Source organism: Pantoea sp. RIT413 (assembly GCF_003057675.2).
GTDB lineage: Bacteria > Pseudomonadota > Gammaproteobacteria > Enterobacterales > Enterobacteriaceae > Pantoea > Pantoea eucrina.
Genome location: NZ_QBJB02000003.1, coordinates 342835 through 362763, shown reverse-complemented (window position 1 = coordinate 362763; position 19929 = coordinate 342835). Strand labels below are relative to the sequence as shown.

The following is a 19929-nucleotide window of genomic DNA, read 5'->3' as shown; positions in this document are numbered from 1 at the left end:
TGCAGAGGGCGCGGCCAGGCGTCCTCTGCCCGGTCGCCGTGCCGGAGCAAAGGCAGCTGCCGCAGCTGACGGCGAACGGAACCGGCCCCGGCACCCCGTAGCGAACGGAACCGGCATCCATACCAGCCCCATGGTTGGGCGCTAAGCAGCGCAGGGCCGGGGAGTGCAGAGGGCGCGGCCAGGCGTCCTCTGCCCGGTCGCCGTGCCGGAGCAAAGGCAGCTGCCGCAGCTGACGGCGAACGGAACCGGCCCCGGCGCCCCGTAGCGAACAGAACCGGCGCTTAACCGGCAAAAAACACCACTTTGCCCCGCTGAAAGGTGGCCTGCACCGGCGCAATCCGCGCCACGGCTTCAGCGGAGCAGCTGGCTGACACCAGCATCATGCTGGCTTCATCCTGCAGCGCAGGCCACTGCCGCACGCCCTGATTAGAGAGCGGCAGAATACCTCCGGTTGCGATATGCAGCGCGCGGCTTAGCCCATACTCATCAGAGCCGCGGTAAAGCTGAGCATAGAGATTGGCTTTTTCCAGCATGCTGCCGGTGCCAAAAGGGGACCAGTGATCGATCACGCTGTCAGTGCCGGTCATCACGTTGACGCCTGCCGCCTGCAGCTGCGGCAGCGGCATGGTCAGTCTGCCGATCGGAATGGTGGACGCCAGGCTAATCTGCTGCTCCGCCATGCCGGCAATCATCCGATCCAGCGCATCTCCTTCCAGCGTGGCCAGTGCAAAGCCGTGGCTCAGCGTTACGCGCCCTTTAAGCTGCGGATGACGGGCAACGGTATCAATCATGTACTGAATAGCCGCTACGCCCGCCGCGCTGATTTCGTGCAGATGGATATCCACGCCGCGCTGATAGTCGAGCGCTATCTGAAACATCGCATCAAGCGACGCTTCCATTGCGCCATCAACGCTGGTCGGATCGAGGCCGCCCACATGCGTGACGCCCGGCTGCATCGCCTCGCGCATCAGCCGATCAACCTTTGAGTGCAGCAGGCCGTGTTGCGGAAAGGCAACAATCCCGCAGCGGAAATCGGGATGCTGTGCCAGCGCCTGCTGCAGGTGCGCCAGGCTCTGCAGGCCGCTGACCGGATCGATGTTGCAGTGGCTGCGCGCTTCGGTGGTGCCTTTACTCTGCAGCAGGGCAATCAGCGCTTTGGCACGCGCCTGTGAAGTGGGGAGCAGTTGCGGAATCAGCACCTCTTCCCGGGCGATCATATCCATAATGGTTTTGCCCTGACGCGGGCGCGGAGCCTGCCACGGGCCGCCGTAAAACGTCTTATCAAGGTGGATATGCATATCACGGGTGCGAGGCAGCAGCAGCGCGCCCTGTGCATCCCACTGCGGCAGCGCAGCGTTGCGTGGCGTGCTGGCTGGCTCAATCGCGACAAACAGCCCCTCTTTAATCGTGAGGTTGTAGCACGCGGTGCGGGTGGCGATCACCTCGCCGCCTTCGCGTTCAAACGCCTCTTCAAGACGCACGTTGCAGAGCTGATAGTGAGCAGCGTCAGGCGGGGGTAGGGCAGTCTGACAGGCTGGAAGAGCGGGTAACGGCGTGGCGCGACTCATACCGGCAGCCAGCAGGCTTCCGGCGGCGGTCAGGCGAACGCCCTGGCTGAGAAAAGAACGACGGCTGGCAGAGGTAACGGACATAAAAGGCTCCGGATCGCAGGGAAAACCCTAATCTGACAAATCTGCCGGGCCGCCGCTGCGATATTTGCCACTGCCCGGCAGTGGAAAAATCACTGCCACTGCAGATGGCAGAACTCAGCCAGCGCCTGCGCCAGCGTCTGCTGCAGCGCATCCTGCGGCAGACGGCAGAACAGCGCCAGCTCAAAATGTGTGACCGGCGGCAGACCCTCGGCGAGGCCCAGCACGCGATGGCCGGGGAGACGGCAGCTGGCGGGCAGCAGCGTCAGGCCCAGTCCGGCTTCGCTGGCGCTGGCGAGCGCCGCCAGGCTGGCACTGCTGTAGCTGATGCGCCAGCTGCGCGCCAGCTGGTCCAGCGCCTGGCACATCTCCTCCCGGTAGAGTCCCTGCTGCGGGAATACCACCAGCGGGACCGGCGAGCGGGTAAAGCAGGGATGAGCCTGGCTATCGAGCCAGAGCAGCGGCTCAGGGCGCGAGGCGAGGGGACGCTCGCCGCCGGGCTGCTTGATGAGCATGATATCCAGCTCTTCACGCAGCCATGCACGGTGCAGATCAACATACATGCCGCTCATAACATCAAGACGCAGCTGCGGGTGTGCCCGGCTGAAATCCGCCAGCAGCCCGGCGGTCGGCGCTGCAAAATCCTCCGGTACGCCAAGCCGCAGAACGCCGTCTCGCCAGGTATCGCCCATGACATCCCACGCTTCACCGTTAAGCGTAATGATGCGGCGCGCGTAGGCCAGCATCTTTTCACCCTCTTCGGTCAGCGTAACCTGATGTGACGTGCGTACCAGCAGCGCTTTGCCGAGCATCTCCTCCAGCCGGCGCACCTGCTGGCTGACGGTGGACTGAGAAAGATGAACCCGCCCGGCGGCTCGGGTAAAGCTGGCGGTTTCGCAGACGGCAACAAAGCTCAGCAGCTGCTGAGGCGTAAACATAGGCTGACGATTCATTTTTCCACTGTTCGCTATGGCATTATTTTATTTCCCAATAGTAACTACTGCTGCGATGCTGGCAACCTTTTAACACTGAGAGTGTTTATGAACAGAAATTCGCTGACGCTGGCCGCCCTGATCCTGGCCGGACTGAATATGCGTCCGCTGCTGACGTCGGTCAGCCCGTTGCTCGGTCAGCTGCGCCAGGCGATCGGCCTGTCACCGCTGGCGGCGTCGCTGCTGCCGGCGGTGCCGATGATCATGATGGGCGCGGTGGCGCTGCTGAGCGCATCGCTTTTACAGCGTATTGCGCTGCAGCGCCTGCTGCAGGCGGGATTACTGCTGCTGCTGCTGGCGCTGCTGGCGCGTGCAGCTACCGGCAGCGGCAGCGGACTGGTCGCCAGCGCGCTGGTTGCGGGCCTCGGTGCTGGCGTGGTGCAGATGGCGATGCCGGGTGTGATCCGCCAGCGTTTTGCACAGCGCAGCGCTGCCGTAACCGGGCTGTGGGCGGGGGCGCTGATGGGCGGCGGCGGGGTGGCGGCGACGCTGACGCCCTGGATCAGCGCCAGAATGGGCTGGACGCTGGCGTTAAGCAGCTGGGCTTTACCGGCGCTGCTGGCCCTGCTGCTCTGGCTGCGGATAAGGCTGCCGGCGACGGCGACGGCGACGCAGCCGGCACCGGCGCTGCCCCCGCTGTGGCGCACGCCGCGCGCCTGGTCGCTGGCGCTGAGCTTTGGCCTGGTAAACGGCGGCTACGCCACCTGCGTGGCGTGGCTCCCGGACGCGTATCAGCAGGCCGGCTGGAGTGAACAGGCGGGCGGTTCACTGCTTGGCGTAATGATTTTGTGTCAGGTTATCGGTGCGCTGCTGATGCCGCTGCTGGCCCGCCACACCGACCGGCGTCCGCCGCTGATTTTCAGCCTGCTCTGTCAGCTGACCGGTATGGCTGGCCTGCTGGTTGCGCCGCAGTTCGCCCCCTGGTGCTGGGCCGCAGTGGCCGGGTTTGGCCTGGGTGCCGCGTTTCCGCTGACGATGGTGCTGGCACTTGATCACCTGCCACACCCGCAGGCGGGCGCACGCCTGGTGGCATTTATGCAGGGCGCCGGGTTTATCATTGCCGGCTGCATGCCGTTTGTCGCCGGCCAGCTGCAGGCGTTCAGCGGCAGCTTCTCCAGCGTCTGGCTGATGCAGGGTATGATTACGCTGGGCCTGATTGCGCTGAACCTGCGCTTTCATCCGCACAGCTATACCGGCGCATTTACTCACGTGTCGCGCTGATTGGTCCTACCAAAAGCGCTAAAACCTTTTTGCCTGGTCACACTGCTGCAAAATTCTCCCGCAATGCGTTGCTTTCAGTTAACAACGCATTAACTATCTGACGCCATAAGCCCGGTTTCCTGAATGCGGTCCGACCACTTTCAGCGCGTCACGGGCACTGTTGCACGGTGCATGTTTTGCTGCACCGTGCCGGTTTCACTCCTCCGGAGATAATGGCATGCAGGTATGGCAGCAAAATTATGATCCGCTTAATAATCTGTGGCTTTCCAGCCTGGTCGCAGTGATACCGATTGTTTTTTTCTTTTTTGCGCTGATTAAACTCAAGCTCAAAGGCTACCAGGCGGGCACGGCGACCGTTGTGCTGGCGCTGCTGGTGGCGCTGCTGCTGTATGGTATGCCAGTGGGGCAGGCGCTGGCGTCGGCGGTGTATGGTTTTTTCTATGGCCTGTGGCCGATCGCCTGGATCATCATTGCCGCCGTGTTTGTGTATAAAATCTCGGTTAAAACCGGGCAGTTCGACATTATTCGCGCGTCGATCCTGTCGATCACGCCGGATCAGCGCCTGCAGATGCTGATCGTCGGTTTTGCCTTTGGCGCCTTCCTGGAAGGGGCGGCAGGGTTTGGTGCGCCGGTGGCCATTACCGCTGCACTGCTGGTCGGGCTGGGCTTCAAACCGCTCTATGCGGCGGGCCTCTGTCTGATTGTCAATACGGCGCCGGTAGCGTTCGGCGCGATGGGGATTCCGATTATTGTGGCCGGGCAGGTCACCGGGCTGGACAGCTTTCAGATTGGCCAGATGGCCGGGCGACAGCTGCCGTTTCTGACGCTGATTGTGCTGTTCTGGATTATGGCGATCATGGATGGCTGGCGCGGGGTGAAAGAGACCTGGCCGGCGGTGATCGTGGCGGGAGGATCGTTTGCCATTGCTCAGTTCCTGAGCTCCAACTTCCTCGGGCCGGAGCTGCCCGATATTATCTCCTCGCTCGCCTCATTGATCTGTCTGACGCTGTTTTTACGTCGCTGGCAGCCGGTACGCATTTTCCGTTTTGAAGAGCGCGATGCAGCTGACGCCATGCCCGGAGCGCAGCGCTATACGCTGGCGCAGATTGTGCGCGCATGGATGCCGTTTCTGTTCCTTACCGCGACGGTGACGCTGTGGAGTATTCCGCCGTTCAAGGCGCTGTTTGCCAAAGGCGGCGCACTCTATGACTGGGTCTTTACCGTGCCGGTACCGCTGCTGCATGAGCTGGTGGCGCGGATGCCGCCGGTGGTGAGTCAGGCCACGCCGTACGCTGCACTGTTTAAATTCGATGTGGTTTCAGCCACCGGCACGGCGATTCTGGTTGCGGCACTGCTGTCGATCCTCTGGCTGCGGATGAAACCGCGCGCGGCGCTGCAGACGTTCGCAGAGACGCTGAAAGAGCTGGCGCTGCCGATCTACTCTATCGGCATGGTGCTGGCGTTTGCCTTTATCTCTAACTACTCCGGGCTCTCCGCTACGCTGGCGCACACCGGGCAGGCGTTTACCTTTTTCTCACCGTTTCTCGGCTGGCTGGGCGTGTTTCTGACCGGATCGGACACCTCCTCCAACGCGCTGTTTGCCGCGCTGCAGGCGACCACGGCGCAGCAGATTGGCGTCTCTGATATCCTGCTGGTAGCCGCTAATACCACCGGCGGCGTGACCGGTAAGATGATATCGCCGCAGTCGATTGCGATCGCCTGCGCGGCGGTCGGGCTGGTGGGGAAAGAGTCCGATCTGTTCCGCTTTACCGTGAAACACAGCCTGATTTTTACCTGCATGGTCGGGGTGATCACCACGCTGCAGGCCTACGTGCTGACGTGGATGATCCCGTGAGCGCGCCGCTGCGCGAACGTCTCAGCGCCTGGATCGGCGCGCAGCAGCTGACGCCCGGCATGCGGCTGCCGGGCGAACGCCAGCTGGCGGCGCTGCTGGGCGTCTCGCGCTCCTCCCTGCGCGAGGCGATTCAGCAGCTGATTAACAGCGGTGTACTGATCAGCAAACGCGGCGGCGGCACTTGGCTGTGTCAGCCGCCGGAACCCTGGTCAGAACAGCGTATCGTCGAGCCGATGCGTCAGCTGCTGGCGGCTGATCCCGACTACCGCTGGGATATTCTGGAGGCGCGCCACGCCATTGAGGCCAGCACCGCCTGGCACGCCGCGCTGCGCGCAACGGAAGCGGATAAAGAAAAACTGCGCTACGCCTTTGATGCGCTGCTGCGGCTGAACGACTGCGGCGATCCCGATCTCGCCGCGCAGGCCGATCTGCGTTTTCATCTCGCGATTGCAGAGGCTTCACACAATCTGGTCTTACTGCAGACCATGCGCGGCTTTTTCGATTTGTTGCAGTCATCGGTACTGCACAGCCGTCAGCGCATGTATACCCAGCCGGTGATTTTTAACCGCCTCAATGAGCAGCATCAGGCAATGTTTGATGCAGTGATGGCAGGCGATGCCGCCGCCGCGCGTCAGGCGGCGATGGATCACCTCGGCTTTGTCCATACCACGATGAAAACGCTGCATGAAGATGAAGCGCGTCAGGCGCGCATCACCCGCCTGCCGGGCGAAACGGCAGCGACCCGTAAGGAGAACACCTGATGATTATCTCTGCTGCCAGTGACTATCGCGCCGCAGCGCAGCGCATTTTGCCTCCGTTCCTGTTCCACTATCTTGATGGCGGTGCCTATGCTGAGCATACGCTGCGGCGCAACGTGGCTGACCTCTCAGACGTCGCGCTGCGTCAGCGGGTGCTGAAAAATATGTCCGCGCTGAGTCTGGAAACCCGGCTGTTTAATGAGACGCTGGCGATGCCGGTGGCGCTGGCGCCAGTGGGGTTATGCGGCATGTATGCGCGCCGGGGGGAGGTGCAGGCGGCGCGGGCAGCGGCACAGAAGGGGATCCCCTTTACGCTCTCTACCGTCTCGCTCTGTCCTATCGAAGAGGTGGCGCCAGCCATCAACCGGCCGATGTGGTTTCAGCTCTATGTGCTGCGCGATCGCGGATTTATGCGTAACGCGCTGGAGCGCGCCAAAGCAGCCGGCTGCACCACGCTGGTGTTTACGGTCGATATGCCCACGCCGGGGGCGCGCTATCGCGATGCGCACTCCGGCATGAGCGGGCCGCACGCTGCGCTGCGCCGCTACTGGCAGGCAGCCACCCACCCGCAGTGGGCGTGGGACGTCGGGCTGCACGGCCGGCCTCACGATCTGGGCAACATTTCAGCTTATCTCGGCAAGCCCACCGGCCTGGAGGATTACATTGGCTGGCTGGCTAACAACTTCGATCCCTCTATCTCCTGGCAGGATCTGGAGTGGATCCGCGATTTCTGGGAGGGGCCGATGGTGATTAAAGGCATTCTGGATGCGGAGGATGCGCGCGATGCGGTGCGCTTTGGCGCTGACGGCATCGTGGTCTCCAACCACGGCGGACGGCAGCTCGATGGCGTGCTCTCGTCAGCGCGTGCGCTGCCGGCCATCGCCGATGCGGTTAAAGGCGATATCACCATTCTGGCAGACAGCGGCATTCGCAGCGGTCTGGATGTGGTGCGCATGCTGGCGCTCGGTGCCGACAGCGTGCTGCTGGGACGCGCCTTTATCTATGCGCTCGCCACACACGGCCAGCGCGGCGTGGAAAATCTGCTGACGCTGATTGAAAAAGAGATGCGGGTCGCGATGACGCTGACCGGCGCAAAATCGATCGCGGATATCACACAGGATTCGCTGGTACAGGCTAACGCCCTGCTGAGCGAGGCGGGTTTACAGCCCGCGCGCCCGCGCGCGGTGCGCTGAGCCAGGCAAAACAGAGCGGGTTGTCTATACTCAGTGCTGTCCACTAACAGGAGGAATGACATGACCATTCACAAGAAAGGATCGGCCCATTGGGAAGGTGACATCAAAGGTAAAGGTACCGTCAGCACAGAGAGTGGCGTACTGAATCAGCAGCCGTATGGTTTTAATACGCGCTTTGAAGGCGGGAAAGGGACCAACCCGGAAGAGCTGATTGGTGCCGCACACGCTGCCTGTTTCTCCATGGCGCTGTCGCTGATGCTGGGCAATGCCGGCCATAAGCCGGAGAGCATCGACACCACCGCCGATGTCTCGCTGGACAAAAAAGGCGAAGGCTTTGCCATCACTAAAGTGGCACTGACCAGCACCGTGTCGCTGCCAGGCGTGGATAAAGATGCCTTTGACGAGATTATTCAGAAAGCGAAAGCGGGCTGCCCGGTATCGCAGCTGCTGAATGCGGAAATCACGCTGGATTACACGCTGAATAACTGATTGCGCACCGCGCAACGGTCAATGTTTTAACGATGCGCCTGCGGGCGCATCATTGTTTCTGCACTCAGGCATACTCCGCATCATGCAGCGCTTCACGCACGTTACGCAGGCTGCTGCGCGCAATACGATACGCCTTGCGCGGATCGCCCGCCACAAACTCAAACGTGGGTGAATAGTAGAAGGGAAGCCAGCCATCGAAGCCATTTTCCCACTCCCAGCGCACCGGGCAGGGCCAGAGGATACCGTCATACAAAATGTAATAAACCCAGCGTCCGGCAGGACGGCGGGGGCGCGATTTCTTCATGGGATTCACAACGATGATAGTGTAAAACAGCTTATATTTTGAACCTTATTGCCAGCGCTTGCAATGGCGACTGGCTAAAATGTGAGCAAAGCAGTAAATCCTGGCCTTAATTCAGCGATGAACCTCGCCGCACAGCAATACCACGTTAGGACGGACTTTGTAAATGCGATTGGCCATGGTTTCACAGGCCGTTTTTGTCGGATAAATACGCTCTGATACCGGCAACGCGTCACAGGCATCGTGCCCGCAGGCACTCACTAATAAAACAAAACCAATCAGCATAACCGGGCTCCTTTAACACCTTCGCGCTGGTACGGAATGTGTGGCTGTGTGTTCCCTTTTTTGATCCAGTATAGACAATTGCCTCACAGGTCAATGAACACCCCGAGCGGCTTTTTTATCCGAACGGTCTGCCAGCAGCGCGCTGCGCATCCAAACCCGGCACAATCCAGGCTAAACTGTGCAGCTGACCCCTATTAAACGAGTGAGAAAAGCATGTCTGATATTGCCCATCCTGCCAGCAGTCCAAAACAGGCTGCACTGCAGCTGGTTATCGAGCTGGTCCGTGCCGGAAAATTAAGCCCTCTGCATGGCGATGCGTCAAATATGATCTCCATTTATGAGCAGTTCAAGAGTCACTTTGAAGCGGATAAACATAAAGATTCTGCTATCTCCTGACAGCCTCAGCCGTCCGGCACGTTCTGCTGCAGCTAACCGATGCTGCGGCGACGGCCAGACGGCTGTTTCATGCAATTATGCCCCTGCCCCTGTATAATCACTCTCCTGCACTATTTTTCTGCCAGTTAATTTATCCGGATTGAGTTTTGATATTTCTCACACTTTCTGTATCCAGATCTGAAACCGGTTGCAGAAAATCTTCTGGCTGTGTATTCGTTAATTAAACATCATTCAAAGGAAACGATCATGCCAAAGATTTTACTGTGCTGTGCCGCCGGAATGTCCACCAGCATGGTGGTGCAGAAAATGGAAAAAGCGGCAAAAGAGCAGGGTGTTGATGTTGAGATAAAAGCAGTGGGCATAGAGGAGTTTAATGAAGAAATTCAGGGTTTTGACTGCTGCCTGCTTGGTCCGCAAATTAAATATAAACTGGCTGATTTCGCTCCGATAGCCCAGCAGCTTAATAAGCCTATCGCCGTCATAAATAGCATGGATTACGGCATGATGAACGGCGAAAAAATATTAGCAGATTCATTAAAACTGATTCACCCCTGAAAATAACGCCCGCACTCAAATAATTCTTCTGCCTGCGCAGCTGCTGCGCAGGTTAATTCTCTTGTTGCCTGTTGCAAGGAGCTTGCCCATGAGCAGCATAAGTGAATCTTTATTTGGCGTCATTGAAAACCGCATCAGCCCATTCGCCGGACGCCTCTCCAGCCAGCGTCACGTCATCGCAATTCGCGATGGTTTCATCGCTTCTATGCCGTTTCTGATTGTCGGCTCGTTTATGCTGCTGTTTGCCCATCCGCCATTCTCTGCCGACAGTTCATGGGCCTTCGCACAGTGGTGGCTGGGTATGGTGCAGGCGCATGAAGCGCAGATCATGATGCCCTACAACATGACGATGGGTATTATGGCGCTCTACATCGCCAGCGCTATCGCCTATAACCTTGCCACCAGCTACAAAATGAACGGTTTTATGGCGGCCAGCCTGTCGCTGATGGCTTTTCTGGTGGTGGCAGCTCCCCAGAGTGACAAGACACTGCCGGTAGGCTCGCTGGGTGGTGAAGGGATCTTCACGGCGATTCTGGTGGCGCTGTTTGCCACAGAAATGATGCATTTCCTGCAGAAACACCATATCGGCTTTAAGCTGCCAGAGCAGGTTCCGCCAAAAATCCGCCAGTCGTTCGATCTGCTGATCCCGATTGTCGCCATTTTTCTCACGCTATTTCCGCTCAGCCTGTGGGTGCAGGCGCAGTTTGGCATGCTGCTGCCTCAGGCGATTATGGCCATCTTCGCGCCGGTTATCTCCGCATCTGATTCACTGCCCGCGGTACTGGTTGCGGTGCTTTTGTGCCATATGCTGTGGTTTGCCGGCATTCATGGTGCGGTGATCGTCGGGGGCATTCTGCAGGCGTTCTGGCTGACCAATCTCGGGCTGAATCAGCAGGCGCTGAACGCCGGAGAGCCGGTCATGCACGTGTTTATTGAACCCTTCTGGCAGTTTTTTATTGTGATAGGCGGCTCCGGTTCCACCATGGGACTGGTGCTGCTTTATCTGCGCAGCCGTTCAGCGCACCTGCGTTCAATTGGCAAACTGAGTATTGTGCCCAGCATGTTTAACATCAATGAGCCGGTGATATTTGGCTCACCGGTGGTGATGAATCCCATCCTGTTTATTCCGTTTCTGCTTGCGCCGCTGGTTAACGCCGTGATCGCCTGGACCGCCACCAAAACTAACCTGATTAATCACGTTGTGTCGCTGGCGCCGTGGACTACGCCCGCTCCGATTGGTGCCGCCTGGTCAACCGGCTGGGACTGGCGCGTGATCGTGCTGATCGCCGTGCTGGTGGCGATTGCCACGCTTATCTACTACCCGTTTTTCAAAATGTATGAGCGCCAGCTGCTGCAACAGGAGCAGGAGCAGGCCGCAGCGGCACAACTGGCTAAGGAGTCATGATGGAAATTGATGAAACCACGGTAATGGAGCTGATCATTCAGGCGGGAGAGGCGCGCTCCTGCGCCATGCAGGCGCTGCGTGCGGCGCGTAATCAGGCGTGGAGTGAAGCGGACGCACAGCTCACGGCCGCCACGCAGGCGGCAAAAGCGGCGCATCGTATCCAGACCGAACTGATTGGTGCTGATGAGGGCTGCGGCAAAATTCCGGTCAATTTAATTATGGTACATGCGCAGGATCATCTGATGAACGCCATGCTCTGTCGCGAACTGGCGGAAGAGATCATTCAGCTGCGTCGTGAACTGGCGGCACAACAGTAAGGAGCAGCTATGCAGCATCATAATCCCGGTGCGTTTCCGGATGGATTTCTCTGGGGCGCATCAACGTCGGCGTATCAGGTTGAGGGCGCATGGAATACGGATGGCAAAGGACCGTCAGTCATCGACCACGCGCGCTTCAGCGATAACGTCACTGACTTTACCGTCTGCAGCGATCACTATCACCGCTTTAAAGAGGATATTGCGCTGCTGGCCGAAATGGGATTGAAAACCTACCGGTTTTCGATTGCCTGGAGCCGCCTTTATCCCGACGGCGACGGCGAGCTTAATCCGGCTGGCGTGGCGTTTTACCAGCAGCTGATTGATGAAATCTGCCGGCACGGCATTGAACCGCTGGTCACGCTCTACCATTTTGATCTGCCGTGGGCGCTGCAGCAGGCGGGCGGCTGGTCAAACCGGCGCACCGTCGCAGCGTTTGAGCGCTTTGCCGTCACCTGTTTTGAACACTATGGCAAGCAGGTAAAATACTGGCTGACCATCAATGAGCAGAACATGATGATCCTCAAGGGCGAGGTCATCGGCACGCTGGCAGAGGGCACAGAAGATGTGCAGCGCAGCCTCTATCAGCAGAATCACCATATGATGCTGGCGCAGGCGCAGGCGATGATCGCCTGTCATCAGCGTCTGCCGGGTGCAAAAATCGGCCCGGCACCGAATATCTCCTGCGTTTACGCCGCCAGCTCACGGCCGGAAGATGTGCTGGCCGCCGATAATTTTTCAGCCATTCGTAACTGGCTCTATCTCGATCTTGCGGTACACGGACGTTACAACGCGGTGGTGTGGGCCTTTTTACAGCAGCGTGGCTGGCTGCCGGAGATTGCGGCGGATGATATGGCGATCATTGCAGCGGGCAAACCCGATTTTATCGCGTTTAACTACTACGCCTCCGCTACCGTCAGCGCTGACCTGCCGGATGCGGCACGCGGTGAACTCAACAGTAAGCAGAAAGCGGATCAGCAGATGGCGGGCATCGACAGCACGGTGTATGTCGGCTGCAATAATCCGCATCTGTCGCAGAATCAGTTTGGCTGGTATATCGATCCGGTCGGCTTTCGCATCACCGCCCGTGAGATCTATGCGCGCTATGCGCTGCCGCTGATTGTCACGGAAAATGGCCTGGGCGCCTTTGATACGCTGGAAGCGGGCAACAAAGTACATGACGATTATCGTATCGCCTATCTGCGCGATCATCTGCGGCAGCTGCGGCTGGCGATTGCGGATGGCGTGGTGCTGTTTGGCTACTGCCCGTGGTCAGCGATCGATCTGGTCAGTACCCATCAGGGGATCGGTAAACGCTACGGCTTTATCTATGTAAACCGCGATGAACATGACCTGAAAGATCTGGCGCGCTATCGTAAAAAGAGCTTTTTCTGGTATCAGCAGCTTATTGCCAGCAACGGCGCTACGCTCGACGACGCGGTCAGCTACTGATCGCGCCGCGCGGGTCCGTCAGCAACCGACGCGCGTTCAATCAGCCGCCCGCTAAAGGGCGGTAACACGCTAACCGGCTTGCCTTCCAGCATGGCGACCAGCTGCGCCAGCGTGTGCTGGATCATTTCAGCAACCGGCACATGTACCGTGGTCAGCGGCGGCAGAAAAAAGGCGGCCATATTAATGTCATCGAAACCCACCAGAGAGACATCCTGCGGCAGCCGTTTTCCAGCCTCGTGCAGCGCCAGTGCCGCGCCCATCGCCATATCGTCATTACTCGCCATCAGCGCGCTGAACGCGATCTGCGACGCCAGCAGCTGCTGTGTGGCCAGCTGACCGCTGAGCGAGGTCCATGCGCCCTGGATGACCCGGCCAGGCTCAAAGGGCAGCTGATGGGCAGCCAGCGCCTGCTGATAGCCCGCCAGCCGTGCGGCAGCGGTGGGCGAGCCCGGCAGGCCAGTAATAAAGGCAATATCCTGATGCCCGCGCTGGATCAGATACCGTACGGCATCAAAGGTATTCTGCTGATGTGTGGCCCAGACGCAGTGTTCTGCATGCTGCGTCAGCTGCCGGTTTACCACCATAATCGGAATGGCGTGCTGCTCAATCAGCGCTTCCAGCGCGGCCGTATCCAGAAAGCGCGGATAGATAATGATCGCGTCACAGCGCAGATCGAGCAGAAATTCAATGGCCGCCCGTTCATCGTCGGCGCTGGTTTTACCGTCCGCCAGAATCAGCTGGCGCCCGTAGTTATTGGTCAGGGTGGCGGTCTGATAAAGCAGCTCGCTGAAATAGGGGCCATTGAACAGGGAGTGGGTGACAATCAGACCAATATTCTGTGACTTCTGCGTTGCCAGACTGCGTGCCAGCAGGTTAGGACGATAGCCGGTCTCTTCGATCGCCTGAAATACTTTCTGCTGTGTCGCTTTACTGACGTAGCGCGTACCCGCCAGTACGCGCGATACGGTGGCTTTAGAGACGCCAGCCTTCCGGGCCACATCCAGCATTGTAATCATTTTTCCGTCCCATCATCCCTTCACGTGTAAGTGTGATAGTAACTGAAAATGCGCGGCGGCAGAGGAGTGCCCAGGTAAACAGTGAAGCCGATCAGGCAAAGAACCAGGCGGGCAGGATCGCAATCAGATTATTCAGCGTATGCAGGAAAATGGGCAGGGCGAGGTTATTACTGCGCAGGCGCGCATAGCAGAGCAGCAGCGAAAAGAGCGTCAGCGCTACCAGCGTTTCCCAGTGCACATATTGCGTATGCAGCGCCGCAAACAGCAGCGACGTCAGCAGCATGCAGGCGAAGCGGCTGCGGGGCGCCCAGAGCAGAAACGCCTGCAGCAGGAAGCCGCGAAACAGCACTTCTTCAAATACCGGCGCCAGCAGTACTGCCGTCAGCAGCAAAATCAGCATTGAGTTGCGCCCCTGCTGGCTCTGCTCAATCAGCCAGCCCTCCGGCTGTAAAAACTGCGTCTGAGCCACCATCAGCAGAAACAGGGCACCAATAAACAGCAGCGTCTGCAGAGGCCGCAGGGCACCCAGCGGAATATCGCTGCGCCGCTGACAATAAAAGCGGTAGAGCGGATAGATCACGGCGAACTCAAACAGGCAGAGTACCGGCACCAGCAGGCCATCATTCCGCAACGCACTATAGTTGGGAAAGAGCGTGATCAGCATCGTTACGAGGTAATAGACAACAAAGCAGCCCGCATAAAACAGGGTTAAGGTGACTTTGTCGGATTGAGTATCCATAGGCGACTCAGCGGGCAGGGGGAATGGCATAGTAGCAATGGCGCTGAGTGCTGTCGAGGTGCGCGATCTCAGATTTCAGTACCACCTGAGCTTTACAATAAAAACCAGGCACGGCGGGCAGATACCCGACGGGCGTGCCTGGCGGTCACCGGCCAGCGCGTTAACGAACGCGAACAGCCACGAACGTCATCAGAATAGCGCAGCCGATAAAAATCATGAGTTCCATAGTAAGCCTCCTCAGATGATTCTTAGAAATGATAGTTTTTTTCTGGGCAAAAGTGAGTCATTTAGTGCGATTAATCCTAAACTGGTCGCAGAAAATAGCCGTTTCCGGCGTGTAAACGGGCATTTTTTCAGCCGTTAGCGTTCGTTTAGGCGCCGCGCTTTGCTACTCTCAGAGGCGACATTGTTATCTGTTCGAAGGAGAGAGTTGTGACGCATTGTGGAAAAGTCCTGTTGCTAACCGCTGCCATGGCCTTGAGCGCCTGTCAGTCTGCCGGAAAAAACAGTACCCAGGCTGAGGCCAGCGTGGATCCGGAAACCGATCAGTGCCGCGCATCGCAGTATCAGCATTTTGTCGGCCAGCCGCTGACTGCAATCGGCAGCCAGAAATTTGCGGGTCCGGTACGCGCGATCCCCTGGAACGGTGCCGTCACCATGGACTTTAATCTGCACCGGCTCAATTTCATGGGCGATAAAGAGGGCAATATCACCCGCGTCTACTGCGGCTGACACCAGACGGACACGCGACTGTCATCGCGCTGTCATGCCCGGCGGCGAGGATACTCTGACAAACAGAGATCGCCTCGTCATCTCAGACATGCACTGTTCGTCTTGTTTCTTCCCGCTGCGGCGGGAATTTTTTTAACCGGCGAACGCGCTACTGCAACAAGAGGTAATGATGAAAAGATTTTCAGGCTTTCTGCTGTTAACGCTGCTGGCCCCGCTGGCGCATGCATCCGGCGAAGCTGCCTGGCAGGAAAATGAGCAGCAGAGCCGTCAGGCGTGCCTGCTGGCCAGTACGCTGGCGCAGGCGAAAATTGTGGGTAAGCCGGTGCAGTTTGACGACCGCACCGGTTATGACGCGCTGCTGCTGCAGGGACGCTATCCGCAAAAGCACATGAAAAACCGCACCGGACGTGAACTCTGCCTCTACCATCGTCAGAGCGGTAAAGCCGTCGTCAGCGAAGCCGATCAGCTGCGGGTCGCAAAATAAATCATCCCTCAGGCTCCCGGCTCGCTGCCCAGTAATTGTGCCAGCAGCGTCCGGTAGCTCTGCAGACGCTGCTCATCGCCCTCAAACTCCAGCTTTTCAATGACCCGCGCAATAACCGCTTTACTGGTCGCAGGCTGCCCCTCGGCCATCAGTTCCCGCATAATAGCCGCCAGCAGATCGCTCTCATGCGGCACGTGCCAGGCAGGCGTGTTGAAGTAGTCGGTAATCGCCCGACTGGCGCTGTCAGGATAGGTTCTCATGGCTGACCTCCGCAGAGACAACACGGCGTGCCGCCAGCAGGCGGCAGCAACAGAACCCGAACGGCATGCCCGCAAATGTGGCCGCGCGTCTGGTTATTTTTTAAACATAGTTGCGCGCCGTAAGCTTGTCAGCAACGTTTCGTCATATTTTTTCACATTTGCCGATCGTCCTGATGCAGCGTCAGCGTCATCTGCCAGCGCTGCTGCGTCAGCAGGAATTCCGGGCTGACGCTCGGGCTCCAGGAGTCATCGCCGCCAACTCCCATATGAAAACCATCAAGATGCAGCCAGCAGCCTGTTTCCGGTTGCAGCAGATGACGATGTGACGTATCGCGCAGCTGCTCAAGACTGTAGCGACTGAGTGAAAAGGCGAAATCACCGCTGATTTGCCAGCTGCCGCTGTCGAGCTGCCGGGTACCGCAGCGCAAGCCGTTTTCACCGGGGAAAACATAGTCGGTGGTGAGATCGGCAAGCGGCAGCTGCCAGCGGGAGAACTGCGCTGCCAGCTGGCGATCCGGATAGTTTTCGTGAGGACCCAGACCAAGCCAGCTGACCTGCTCCGGCGAGCGCGCCAGCTGGCAGCGCCAGCCGATACGCGCCGGCGGCGGTAATCCGGCGGCCTGCTCCACCGTCAGGGAAAGCGTAACCTCACCGCGGGCGCTGATAAAGTAGCGCTGGTGCGTGGTAAAGCAGACCTGCTCCTGCACGCGCCACTGATGCCAGCTTTCAATCTGTACCCCGTGCGCCAGGCTGTCGGCCTGCATCGCCAGCAGCACCGGTTCAAGCTCTTCGTAGCCGGCGCGCCGCCAGCGCTCGACCCAGGCGTTGGGATCCACGCTGGCTGCTTCACTGGTGCCGATATCGTTGTCAATCGGCGCGCGGACAAAGCAGGGCTGCAGCGGCGTCAGCAGGGTCTGCTGCTCACCCACCAGCCACGCGGTCAGCTCACCGCTGAGGCGCGAGAAGCGCCAGCGCTGCTGCGCGATCGCCACTTCAATCTCCTCCGGCTGCATAAGCAGCTGCGGCGCACTGTCGCCGATCGCCGGCAGGCGCAGCGGCAGCGCGGCAGGCAGCTGCCACTGATCCCACGCCACGCGGGCGTCCGCGTCGGACCAGGCGGTAGCGTCCGGCTGATGCACCGCAACATTCAGCCACGCGGCACCCTGCAGGCCTGACGGCAGCGCAATCTCAATCTGCTGACTGCCCTGCGGCGCAATATCGAGCGGCACCGTGCCGGTGGCGACCGGCACGCCGTCCTGCTCAATGCACCAGCGCAGCTGCTCGTTGTCGCTGTGCCGGAACAGATATTCACTGGTAACGGTGATGCGGCCCGGCTGCGTGGCGTCGTGGTCAAAGCGGAAAAACTGCTGCGCGCGCTGCGCCTCAAACAGGGCGGGGTGCGGCGAGCGGTCAGCATAGACCAGGCCATTCATGCAGAACTGACGATCGTTAGGGGTGTCGCCAAAATCGCCGCCGTACGCCTGCCAGGCATTACCGCTGCTGTCGTAGCGCGTCAGGCTCTGATCGGCCCAGTCCCAGACAAAGCCGCCCTGCAGACGCGGAAACTCACGGAACGCCTGCCAGTATCTGGCAAAGCCGCCAAAGCTGTTCCCCATTGCGTGCGCATATTCACACAGGATCAGCGGGCGCTGTTCACCCGGCAGGCCAATCCACTTTTTCAGCGACCACTTGGGCACGGCCGGGAAGGGCTGATCCTGATCGACCCGCGCATACATCGGGCAGATAATATCGGTTGCATTGCTGTCTGCGCCGCCTCCCTCATACTGCACCGGACGCGTTGTGTCGCTGCTTTTAACCCAGCGGTAGAGGGCGTCATGCGTGCTGCCATGTCCGGATTCATTGCCCAGCGACCAGATAATAATGCAGGCGTGGTTGCGGTCGCGCTGTACCATACGCGTAACCCGCTCGCTGAAGGCGGCAAACCAGCGCGGATCGTCAGAGAGCCGGTTCATCGGCTGCATACCGTGCGTTTCAATATTTGCCTCATCCACCACATAGAGACCGTAGCGATCGCACAGGCGATACCAGAGCGGATGGTTAGGATAGTGGGCGCAGCGCACCGCATTGAAGTTATGCTGCTTCATCAGCACGATATCGCGGCGCATGCTGGCCTCATCCACTACCTGACCGCGTTCCGGATGGTGTTCATGGCGGTTAACGCCGCGGATCAGCAGCGGCTGGCCATTCAGGCAGAGCTGGCCCTGCTCAATGCTGACGCGCCGGAACCCGACATCATACGCTTCCGCTTCCAGTACCTGCTGCTGCGCATCCAGCAGTGTGACCACCGCGCGGTAAAGGTGGGGCGTCTCCGCGCTCCAGAGCCGTGGCTGACTCACCGGCAGCCGCAGCGTGGCCCGCTCCGGATAGCGTCCGCGCTCATCAATAATGGCGCTGCCGGGCGCCTGCTCCTGCGTGCCGATGCAGGTATCGCCCAGCCACAAAGAGACGCGAATATGGCAGCCTGCCAGCGCGGTCTGGCTGGCATCAAGCTTGACGCTGACGCGCAAGTCACCCTGCGAATACTCCGGGCTGAGCACGGTTTCAAGCTGGATATCCGCGAAGCGGACGTCCGGTTTATGCAGCAGCGTCACATCGCGGAAAATGCCGCTCATGCGCCACATATCCTGATCTTCCAGATAGCTGCCGTCACACCAGCGCAGCACCATCACGGCCAGGCGATTTTCGCCTGCCTGCAGCGCGGCGCTAAGGTCAAACTCCGCCGGCAAACGGCTGTCCTGAGAGTAGCCAAGCCAGTGTCCGTTACACCACACAAAGCAGGCCGAATTAACACCGTCAAAAATAATGCGCGTCTGGCCCCGCTGCAGCCACTGCTCATCAACAGTAAATGTGAGCGAATAGCATCCGGTAGGGTTGGCCTGCGGCACAAACGGCGGATTAACCGGAATAGGGTACTGCACATTGGTATAAACTGGCGCATCATAACCGTACAGCTGCCAGTTAGCCGGTACCGGAAGCGCCGTAGCATCCGGCAGATCCTGCTGCAGCCAGCTCTCCGGCACCGCTTCAGGCTGGGTAAAATAGCTGAACTGCCACTCACCGTTCAGCGACTGCAGGGAAGGCGACGGGCGATCCTCGCGGGCGGCCTGTTCATCGCGCCAGCTGGCAAAGGGCGGATGGGTATCGAGACGGTGCAGGCTGGTGATAACCGGATTTTCCCAGTCGCGACGCGCCAGAATAGCCGCTAAGGAGAGCGCAGAAGTCATGATGATATCTCTGAAATTGTAATGCGCTCACATTGATGGAAATAGCATCAGCTGTAAAGCGGTCTTTGCTGAAACCGTGACAAAAAAGCAGGATCTGCAGCAGGCTGCCTGCTGCAGCAAAACGTTTCGCCATTAGATGTTGAATTGTTACGCTTTTTTAAGGCTTATTTATTCACAAAAGTGAGGAAAAGCGCTTGTTGTTTTCTTCTGCTCAGTGCTAACGTCAGCACTCCTTTCCTTATCGAGTTCATTGCATGAAAAATCTGATTGCAGAACTCCTGCTCAGGCTGGCGGAGAAAGAAGAGGCGTCCAAAGATCTGGTGGTACAGATCGAGGCGCTGGAGATAGTACTGACTGCCATGCTGCGCCAGCTGGATGCGGAACAGCACCATCAAATCGCCAGCGCGATTAAAAACGCGATGCCGCCCGCCGCGCCGGTTGCTGAGAGCGCTGATGCGGTGCTGCTGCGAAATTACATCGAAAAATTACTCAAATACCCTCGCCAGTAAGCGCGCGTAAGCGATTTGCCGCTGTGTTACTGATTTTCGTGCCAGACTGATAAAGCCCCCCTACACGGAGATCCCGGCA

The 19929-nt window shown here is 59.0% G+C and carries 21 protein-coding genes; 13 read left to right on the top strand and 8 right to left on the bottom strand.

All coding sequences use genetic code 11. The annotated features are described in order from the left end of the window. Positions 1 to 281 precede the first annotated feature (281 nt). Together DBY66_RS07255 and DBY66_RS07250 are read right to left on the bottom strand one after the other, a co-directional pair. The gene (locus DBY66_RS07255) at positions 282 to 1652 is read right to left on the bottom strand and encodes an amidohydrolase (RefSeq protein ID WP_108569646.1); all 1371 of its coding nucleotides are present in this window, start codon (positions 1650 to 1652) and stop codon (positions 282 to 284) included. A gap of 89 nt (positions 1653 to 1741) precedes the next feature. After that, positions 1742 to 2602: a LysR family transcriptional regulator gene (locus DBY66_RS07250; protein WP_071668600.1), complete on the bottom strand. Its 861-nt coding sequence runs from the start codon at positions 2600 to 2602 to the stop codon at positions 1742 to 1744. Between the two features lie 87 nt (positions 2603 to 2689). On the opposite strand from DBY66_RS07250, the gene DBY66_RS07245 reads away from it, so the two are divergent. The 5 genes from DBY66_RS07245 to DBY66_RS07225 all read left to right on the top strand — a co-directional run bounded on the left by DBY66_RS07245 (position 2690) and on the right by DBY66_RS07225 (position 8157). Continuing rightward, complete coding sequence (locus DBY66_RS07245) at positions 2690 to 3862, top strand: cyanate transporter (protein ID WP_108569647.1); 1173 nt, start codon at positions 2690 to 2692, stop codon at positions 3860 to 3862. Positions 3863 to 4079: 217 nt separating this feature from the next. After that, the gene (lldP, locus tag DBY66_RS07240) at positions 4080 to 5717 is read left to right on the top strand and encodes an L-lactate permease (RefSeq protein ID WP_108569648.1); all 1638 of its coding nucleotides are present in this window, start codon (positions 4080 to 4082) and stop codon (positions 5715 to 5717) included. Beyond that, the gene (lldR, locus tag DBY66_RS07235) at positions 5714 to 6478 is read left to right on the top strand and encodes a transcriptional regulator LldR (protein WP_233207401.1); all 765 of its coding nucleotides are present in this window, start codon (positions 5714 to 5716) and stop codon (positions 6476 to 6478) included. The genes lldP and lldR overlap by 4 nt, the downstream gene beginning before the upstream one ends. After that, on the top strand, positions 6478 to 7668 hold the full coding sequence (lldD, locus tag DBY66_RS07230; protein WP_071668602.1) for an FMN-dependent L-lactate dehydrogenase LldD: 1191 nt from the start codon (positions 6478 to 6480) through the stop codon (positions 7666 to 7668). Before lldR ends, lldD begins: the two co-directional genes overlap by 1 nt. A gap of 60 nt (positions 7669 to 7728) precedes the next feature. Beyond that, a complete protein-coding gene (locus tag DBY66_RS07225; protein ID WP_071668603.1) occupies positions 7729 to 8157 on the top strand; it encodes an OsmC family protein in 429 nt (142 codons plus the stop codon). Positions 8158 to 8221: 64 nt separating this feature from the next. On the opposite strand, the gene DBY66_RS07220 is transcribed toward DBY66_RS07225, so the two are convergent. Together DBY66_RS07220 and DBY66_RS17920 are read right to left on the bottom strand one after the other, a co-directional pair. Continuing rightward, complete coding sequence (locus tag DBY66_RS07220) at positions 8222 to 8461, bottom strand: hypothetical protein (protein ID WP_039382924.1); 240 nt, start codon at positions 8459 to 8461, stop codon at positions 8222 to 8224. Between the two features lie 111 nt (positions 8462 to 8572). Beyond that, the gene (locus DBY66_RS17920; RefSeq protein WP_166713742.1) at positions 8573 to 8743 is read right to left on the bottom strand and encodes a hypothetical protein; all 171 of its coding nucleotides are present in this window, start codon (positions 8741 to 8743) and stop codon (positions 8573 to 8575) included. Between the two features lie 213 nt (positions 8744 to 8956). Between DBY66_RS17920 and DBY66_RS07215 the strand changes: the two genes are divergently transcribed. The 5 genes from DBY66_RS07215 to DBY66_RS07195 all read left to right on the top strand — a co-directional run bounded on the left by DBY66_RS07215 (position 8957) and on the right by DBY66_RS07195 (position 12865). Beyond that, positions 8957 to 9139, top strand: coding sequence for a hypothetical protein (locus DBY66_RS07215; RefSeq protein WP_039382925.1), 183 nt, complete (start codon positions 8957 to 8959; stop codon positions 9137 to 9139). Positions 9140 to 9385: 246 nt separating this feature from the next. Next, positions 9386 to 9694 (top strand): PTS sugar transporter subunit IIB, encoded by a 309-nt coding sequence (locus DBY66_RS07210; RefSeq protein WP_104084615.1) that lies wholly within the window; start codon positions 9386 to 9388, stop codon positions 9692 to 9694. Between the two features lie 88 nt (positions 9695 to 9782). Continuing rightward, positions 9783 to 11099 (top strand): PTS sugar transporter subunit IIC, encoded by a 1317-nt coding sequence (locus tag DBY66_RS07205; RefSeq protein ID WP_104084616.1) that lies wholly within the window; start codon positions 9783 to 9785, stop codon positions 11097 to 11099. Beyond that, a complete protein-coding gene (locus tag DBY66_RS07200) occupies positions 11099 to 11416 on the top strand; it encodes a PTS lactose/cellobiose transporter subunit IIA (protein ID WP_039382928.1) in 318 nt (105 codons plus the stop codon). The genes DBY66_RS07205 and DBY66_RS07200 overlap by 1 nt, the downstream gene beginning before the upstream one ends. Positions 11417 to 11425: 9 nt before the next feature. Beyond that, positions 11426 to 12865 carry a glycoside hydrolase family 1 protein gene (locus tag DBY66_RS07195; protein WP_094112126.1) on the top strand — a complete coding sequence of 480 codons (1440 nt, stop codon included), beginning with the start codon at positions 11426 to 11428 and terminating at the stop codon, positions 12863 to 12865. Here the strand turns inward: DBY66_RS07195 and DBY66_RS07190 are convergent. Further along, positions 12859 to 13881, bottom strand: coding sequence for a LacI family DNA-binding transcriptional regulator (locus tag DBY66_RS07190; RefSeq protein ID WP_039382930.1), 1023 nt, complete (start codon positions 13879 to 13881; stop codon positions 12859 to 12861). The genes DBY66_RS07195 and DBY66_RS07190 overlap by 7 nt on opposite strands. Before the next feature lie 91 nt (positions 13882 to 13972). Then, positions 13973 to 14620, bottom strand: a complete 648-nt coding sequence (locus tag DBY66_RS07185) for a type II CAAX endopeptidase family protein (RefSeq protein WP_039382931.1) — start codon at positions 14618 to 14620, stop codon at positions 13973 to 13975. 432 nt (positions 14621 to 15052) lie between these two features. On the opposite strand from DBY66_RS07185, the gene DBY66_RS07175 reads away from it, so the two are divergent. Beyond that, on the top strand, positions 15053 to 15352 hold the full coding sequence (locus tag DBY66_RS07175; protein ID WP_104084619.1) for an I78 family peptidase inhibitor: 300 nt from the start codon (positions 15053 to 15055) through the stop codon (positions 15350 to 15352). Between the two features lie 169 nt (positions 15353 to 15521). Then, complete coding sequence (locus DBY66_RS07170; protein WP_039385730.1) at positions 15522 to 15836, top strand: hypothetical protein; 315 nt, start codon at positions 15522 to 15524, stop codon at positions 15834 to 15836. An 8-nt stretch (positions 15837 to 15844) separates the two neighbouring features. Here the strand turns inward: DBY66_RS07170 and DBY66_RS07165 are convergent, their stop codons facing one another. Together DBY66_RS07165 and DBY66_RS07160 are read right to left on the bottom strand one after the other, a co-directional pair. Then, entirely contained in the window at positions 15845 to 16096 is a 252-nt protein-coding gene (locus DBY66_RS07165; RefSeq protein ID WP_039382934.1) for a biofilm development regulator YmgB/AriR family protein, read from the bottom strand. 152 nt (positions 16097 to 16248) lie between these two features. Continuing rightward, the gene (locus tag DBY66_RS07160; RefSeq protein WP_108569649.1) at positions 16249 to 19341 is read right to left on the bottom strand and encodes a beta-galactosidase; all 3093 of its coding nucleotides are present in this window, start codon (positions 19339 to 19341) and stop codon (positions 16249 to 16251) included. Positions 19342 to 19595: 254 nt separating this feature from the next. On the opposite strand from DBY66_RS07160, the gene iraP reads away from it, so the two are divergent. Continuing rightward, the gene (iraP, locus tag DBY66_RS07155; RefSeq protein WP_094112120.1) at positions 19596 to 19850 is read left to right on the top strand and encodes an anti-adapter protein IraP; all 255 of its coding nucleotides are present in this window, start codon (positions 19596 to 19598) and stop codon (positions 19848 to 19850) included. Positions 19851 to 19929 lie beyond the last annotated feature (79 nt).

What these genes read in the sequence shown, in the direction of transcription:
- iraP (WP_094112120.1), top strand. Translation starts at nt 19,596, where the DNA reads ATGAAAAATCTGATTGCAGAACTCCTGCTCAGGCTGGCGGAGAAAGAA.
- DBY66_RS07250 (WP_071668600.1), bottom strand. Translation starts at nt 2,602, where the DNA reads ATGAATCGTCAGCCTATGTTTACGCCTCAGCAGCTGCTGAGCTTTGTT.
- DBY66_RS07225 (WP_071668603.1), top strand. Translation starts at nt 7,729, where the DNA reads ATGACCATTCACAAGAAAGGATCGGCCCATTGGGAAGGTGACATCAAA.
- DBY66_RS07200 (WP_039382928.1), top strand. Translation starts at nt 11,099, where the DNA reads ATGGAAATTGATGAAACCACGGTAATGGAGCTGATCATTCAGGCGGGA.
- DBY66_RS07190 (WP_039382930.1), bottom strand. Translation starts at nt 13,881, where the DNA reads ATGATTACAATGCTGGATGTGGCCCGGAAGGCTGGCGTCTCTAAAGCC.
- lldD (WP_071668602.1), top strand. Translation starts at nt 6,478, where the DNA reads ATGATTATCTCTGCTGCCAGTGACTATCGCGCCGCAGCGCAGCGCATT.
- DBY66_RS07220 (WP_039382924.1), bottom strand. Translation starts at nt 8,461, where the DNA reads ATGAAGAAATCGCGCCCCCGCCGTCCTGCCGGACGCTGGGTTTATTAC.
- DBY66_RS07195 (WP_094112126.1), top strand. Translation starts at nt 11,426, where the DNA reads ATGCAGCATCATAATCCCGGTGCGTTTCCGGATGGATTTCTCTGGGGC.
- DBY66_RS07205 (WP_104084616.1), top strand. Translation starts at nt 9,783, where the DNA reads ATGAGCAGCATAAGTGAATCTTTATTTGGCGTCATTGAAAACCGCATC.
- DBY66_RS07170 (WP_039385730.1), top strand. Translation starts at nt 15,522, where the DNA reads ATGAAAAGATTTTCAGGCTTTCTGCTGTTAACGCTGCTGGCCCCGCTG.
- DBY66_RS07215 (WP_039382925.1), top strand. Translation starts at nt 8,957, where the DNA reads ATGTCTGATATTGCCCATCCTGCCAGCAGTCCAAAACAGGCTGCACTG.
- lldP (WP_108569648.1), top strand. Translation starts at nt 4,080, where the DNA reads ATGCAGGTATGGCAGCAAAATTATGATCCGCTTAATAATCTGTGGCTT.
- DBY66_RS07165 (WP_039382934.1), bottom strand. Translation starts at nt 16,096, where the DNA reads ATGAGAACCTATCCTGACAGCGCCAGTCGGGCGATTACCGACTACTTC.
- DBY66_RS07160 (WP_108569649.1), bottom strand. Translation starts at nt 19,341, where the DNA reads ATGACTTCTGCGCTCTCCTTAGCGGCTATTCTGGCGCGTCGCGACTGG.
- DBY66_RS07255 (WP_108569646.1), bottom strand. Translation starts at nt 1,652, where the DNA reads ATGTCCGTTACCTCTGCCAGCCGTCGTTCTTTTCTCAGCCAGGGCGTT.
- DBY66_RS07210 (WP_104084615.1), top strand. Translation starts at nt 9,386, where the DNA reads ATGCCAAAGATTTTACTGTGCTGTGCCGCCGGAATGTCCACCAGCATG.
- DBY66_RS07245 (WP_108569647.1), top strand. Translation starts at nt 2,690, where the DNA reads ATGAACAGAAATTCGCTGACGCTGGCCGCCCTGATCCTGGCCGGACTG.
- DBY66_RS17920 (WP_166713742.1), bottom strand. Translation starts at nt 8,743, where the DNA reads ATGCTGATTGGTTTTGTTTTATTAGTGAGTGCCTGCGGGCACGATGCC.
- DBY66_RS07185 (WP_039382931.1), bottom strand. Translation starts at nt 14,620, where the DNA reads ATGGATACTCAATCCGACAAAGTCACCTTAACCCTGTTTTATGCGGGC.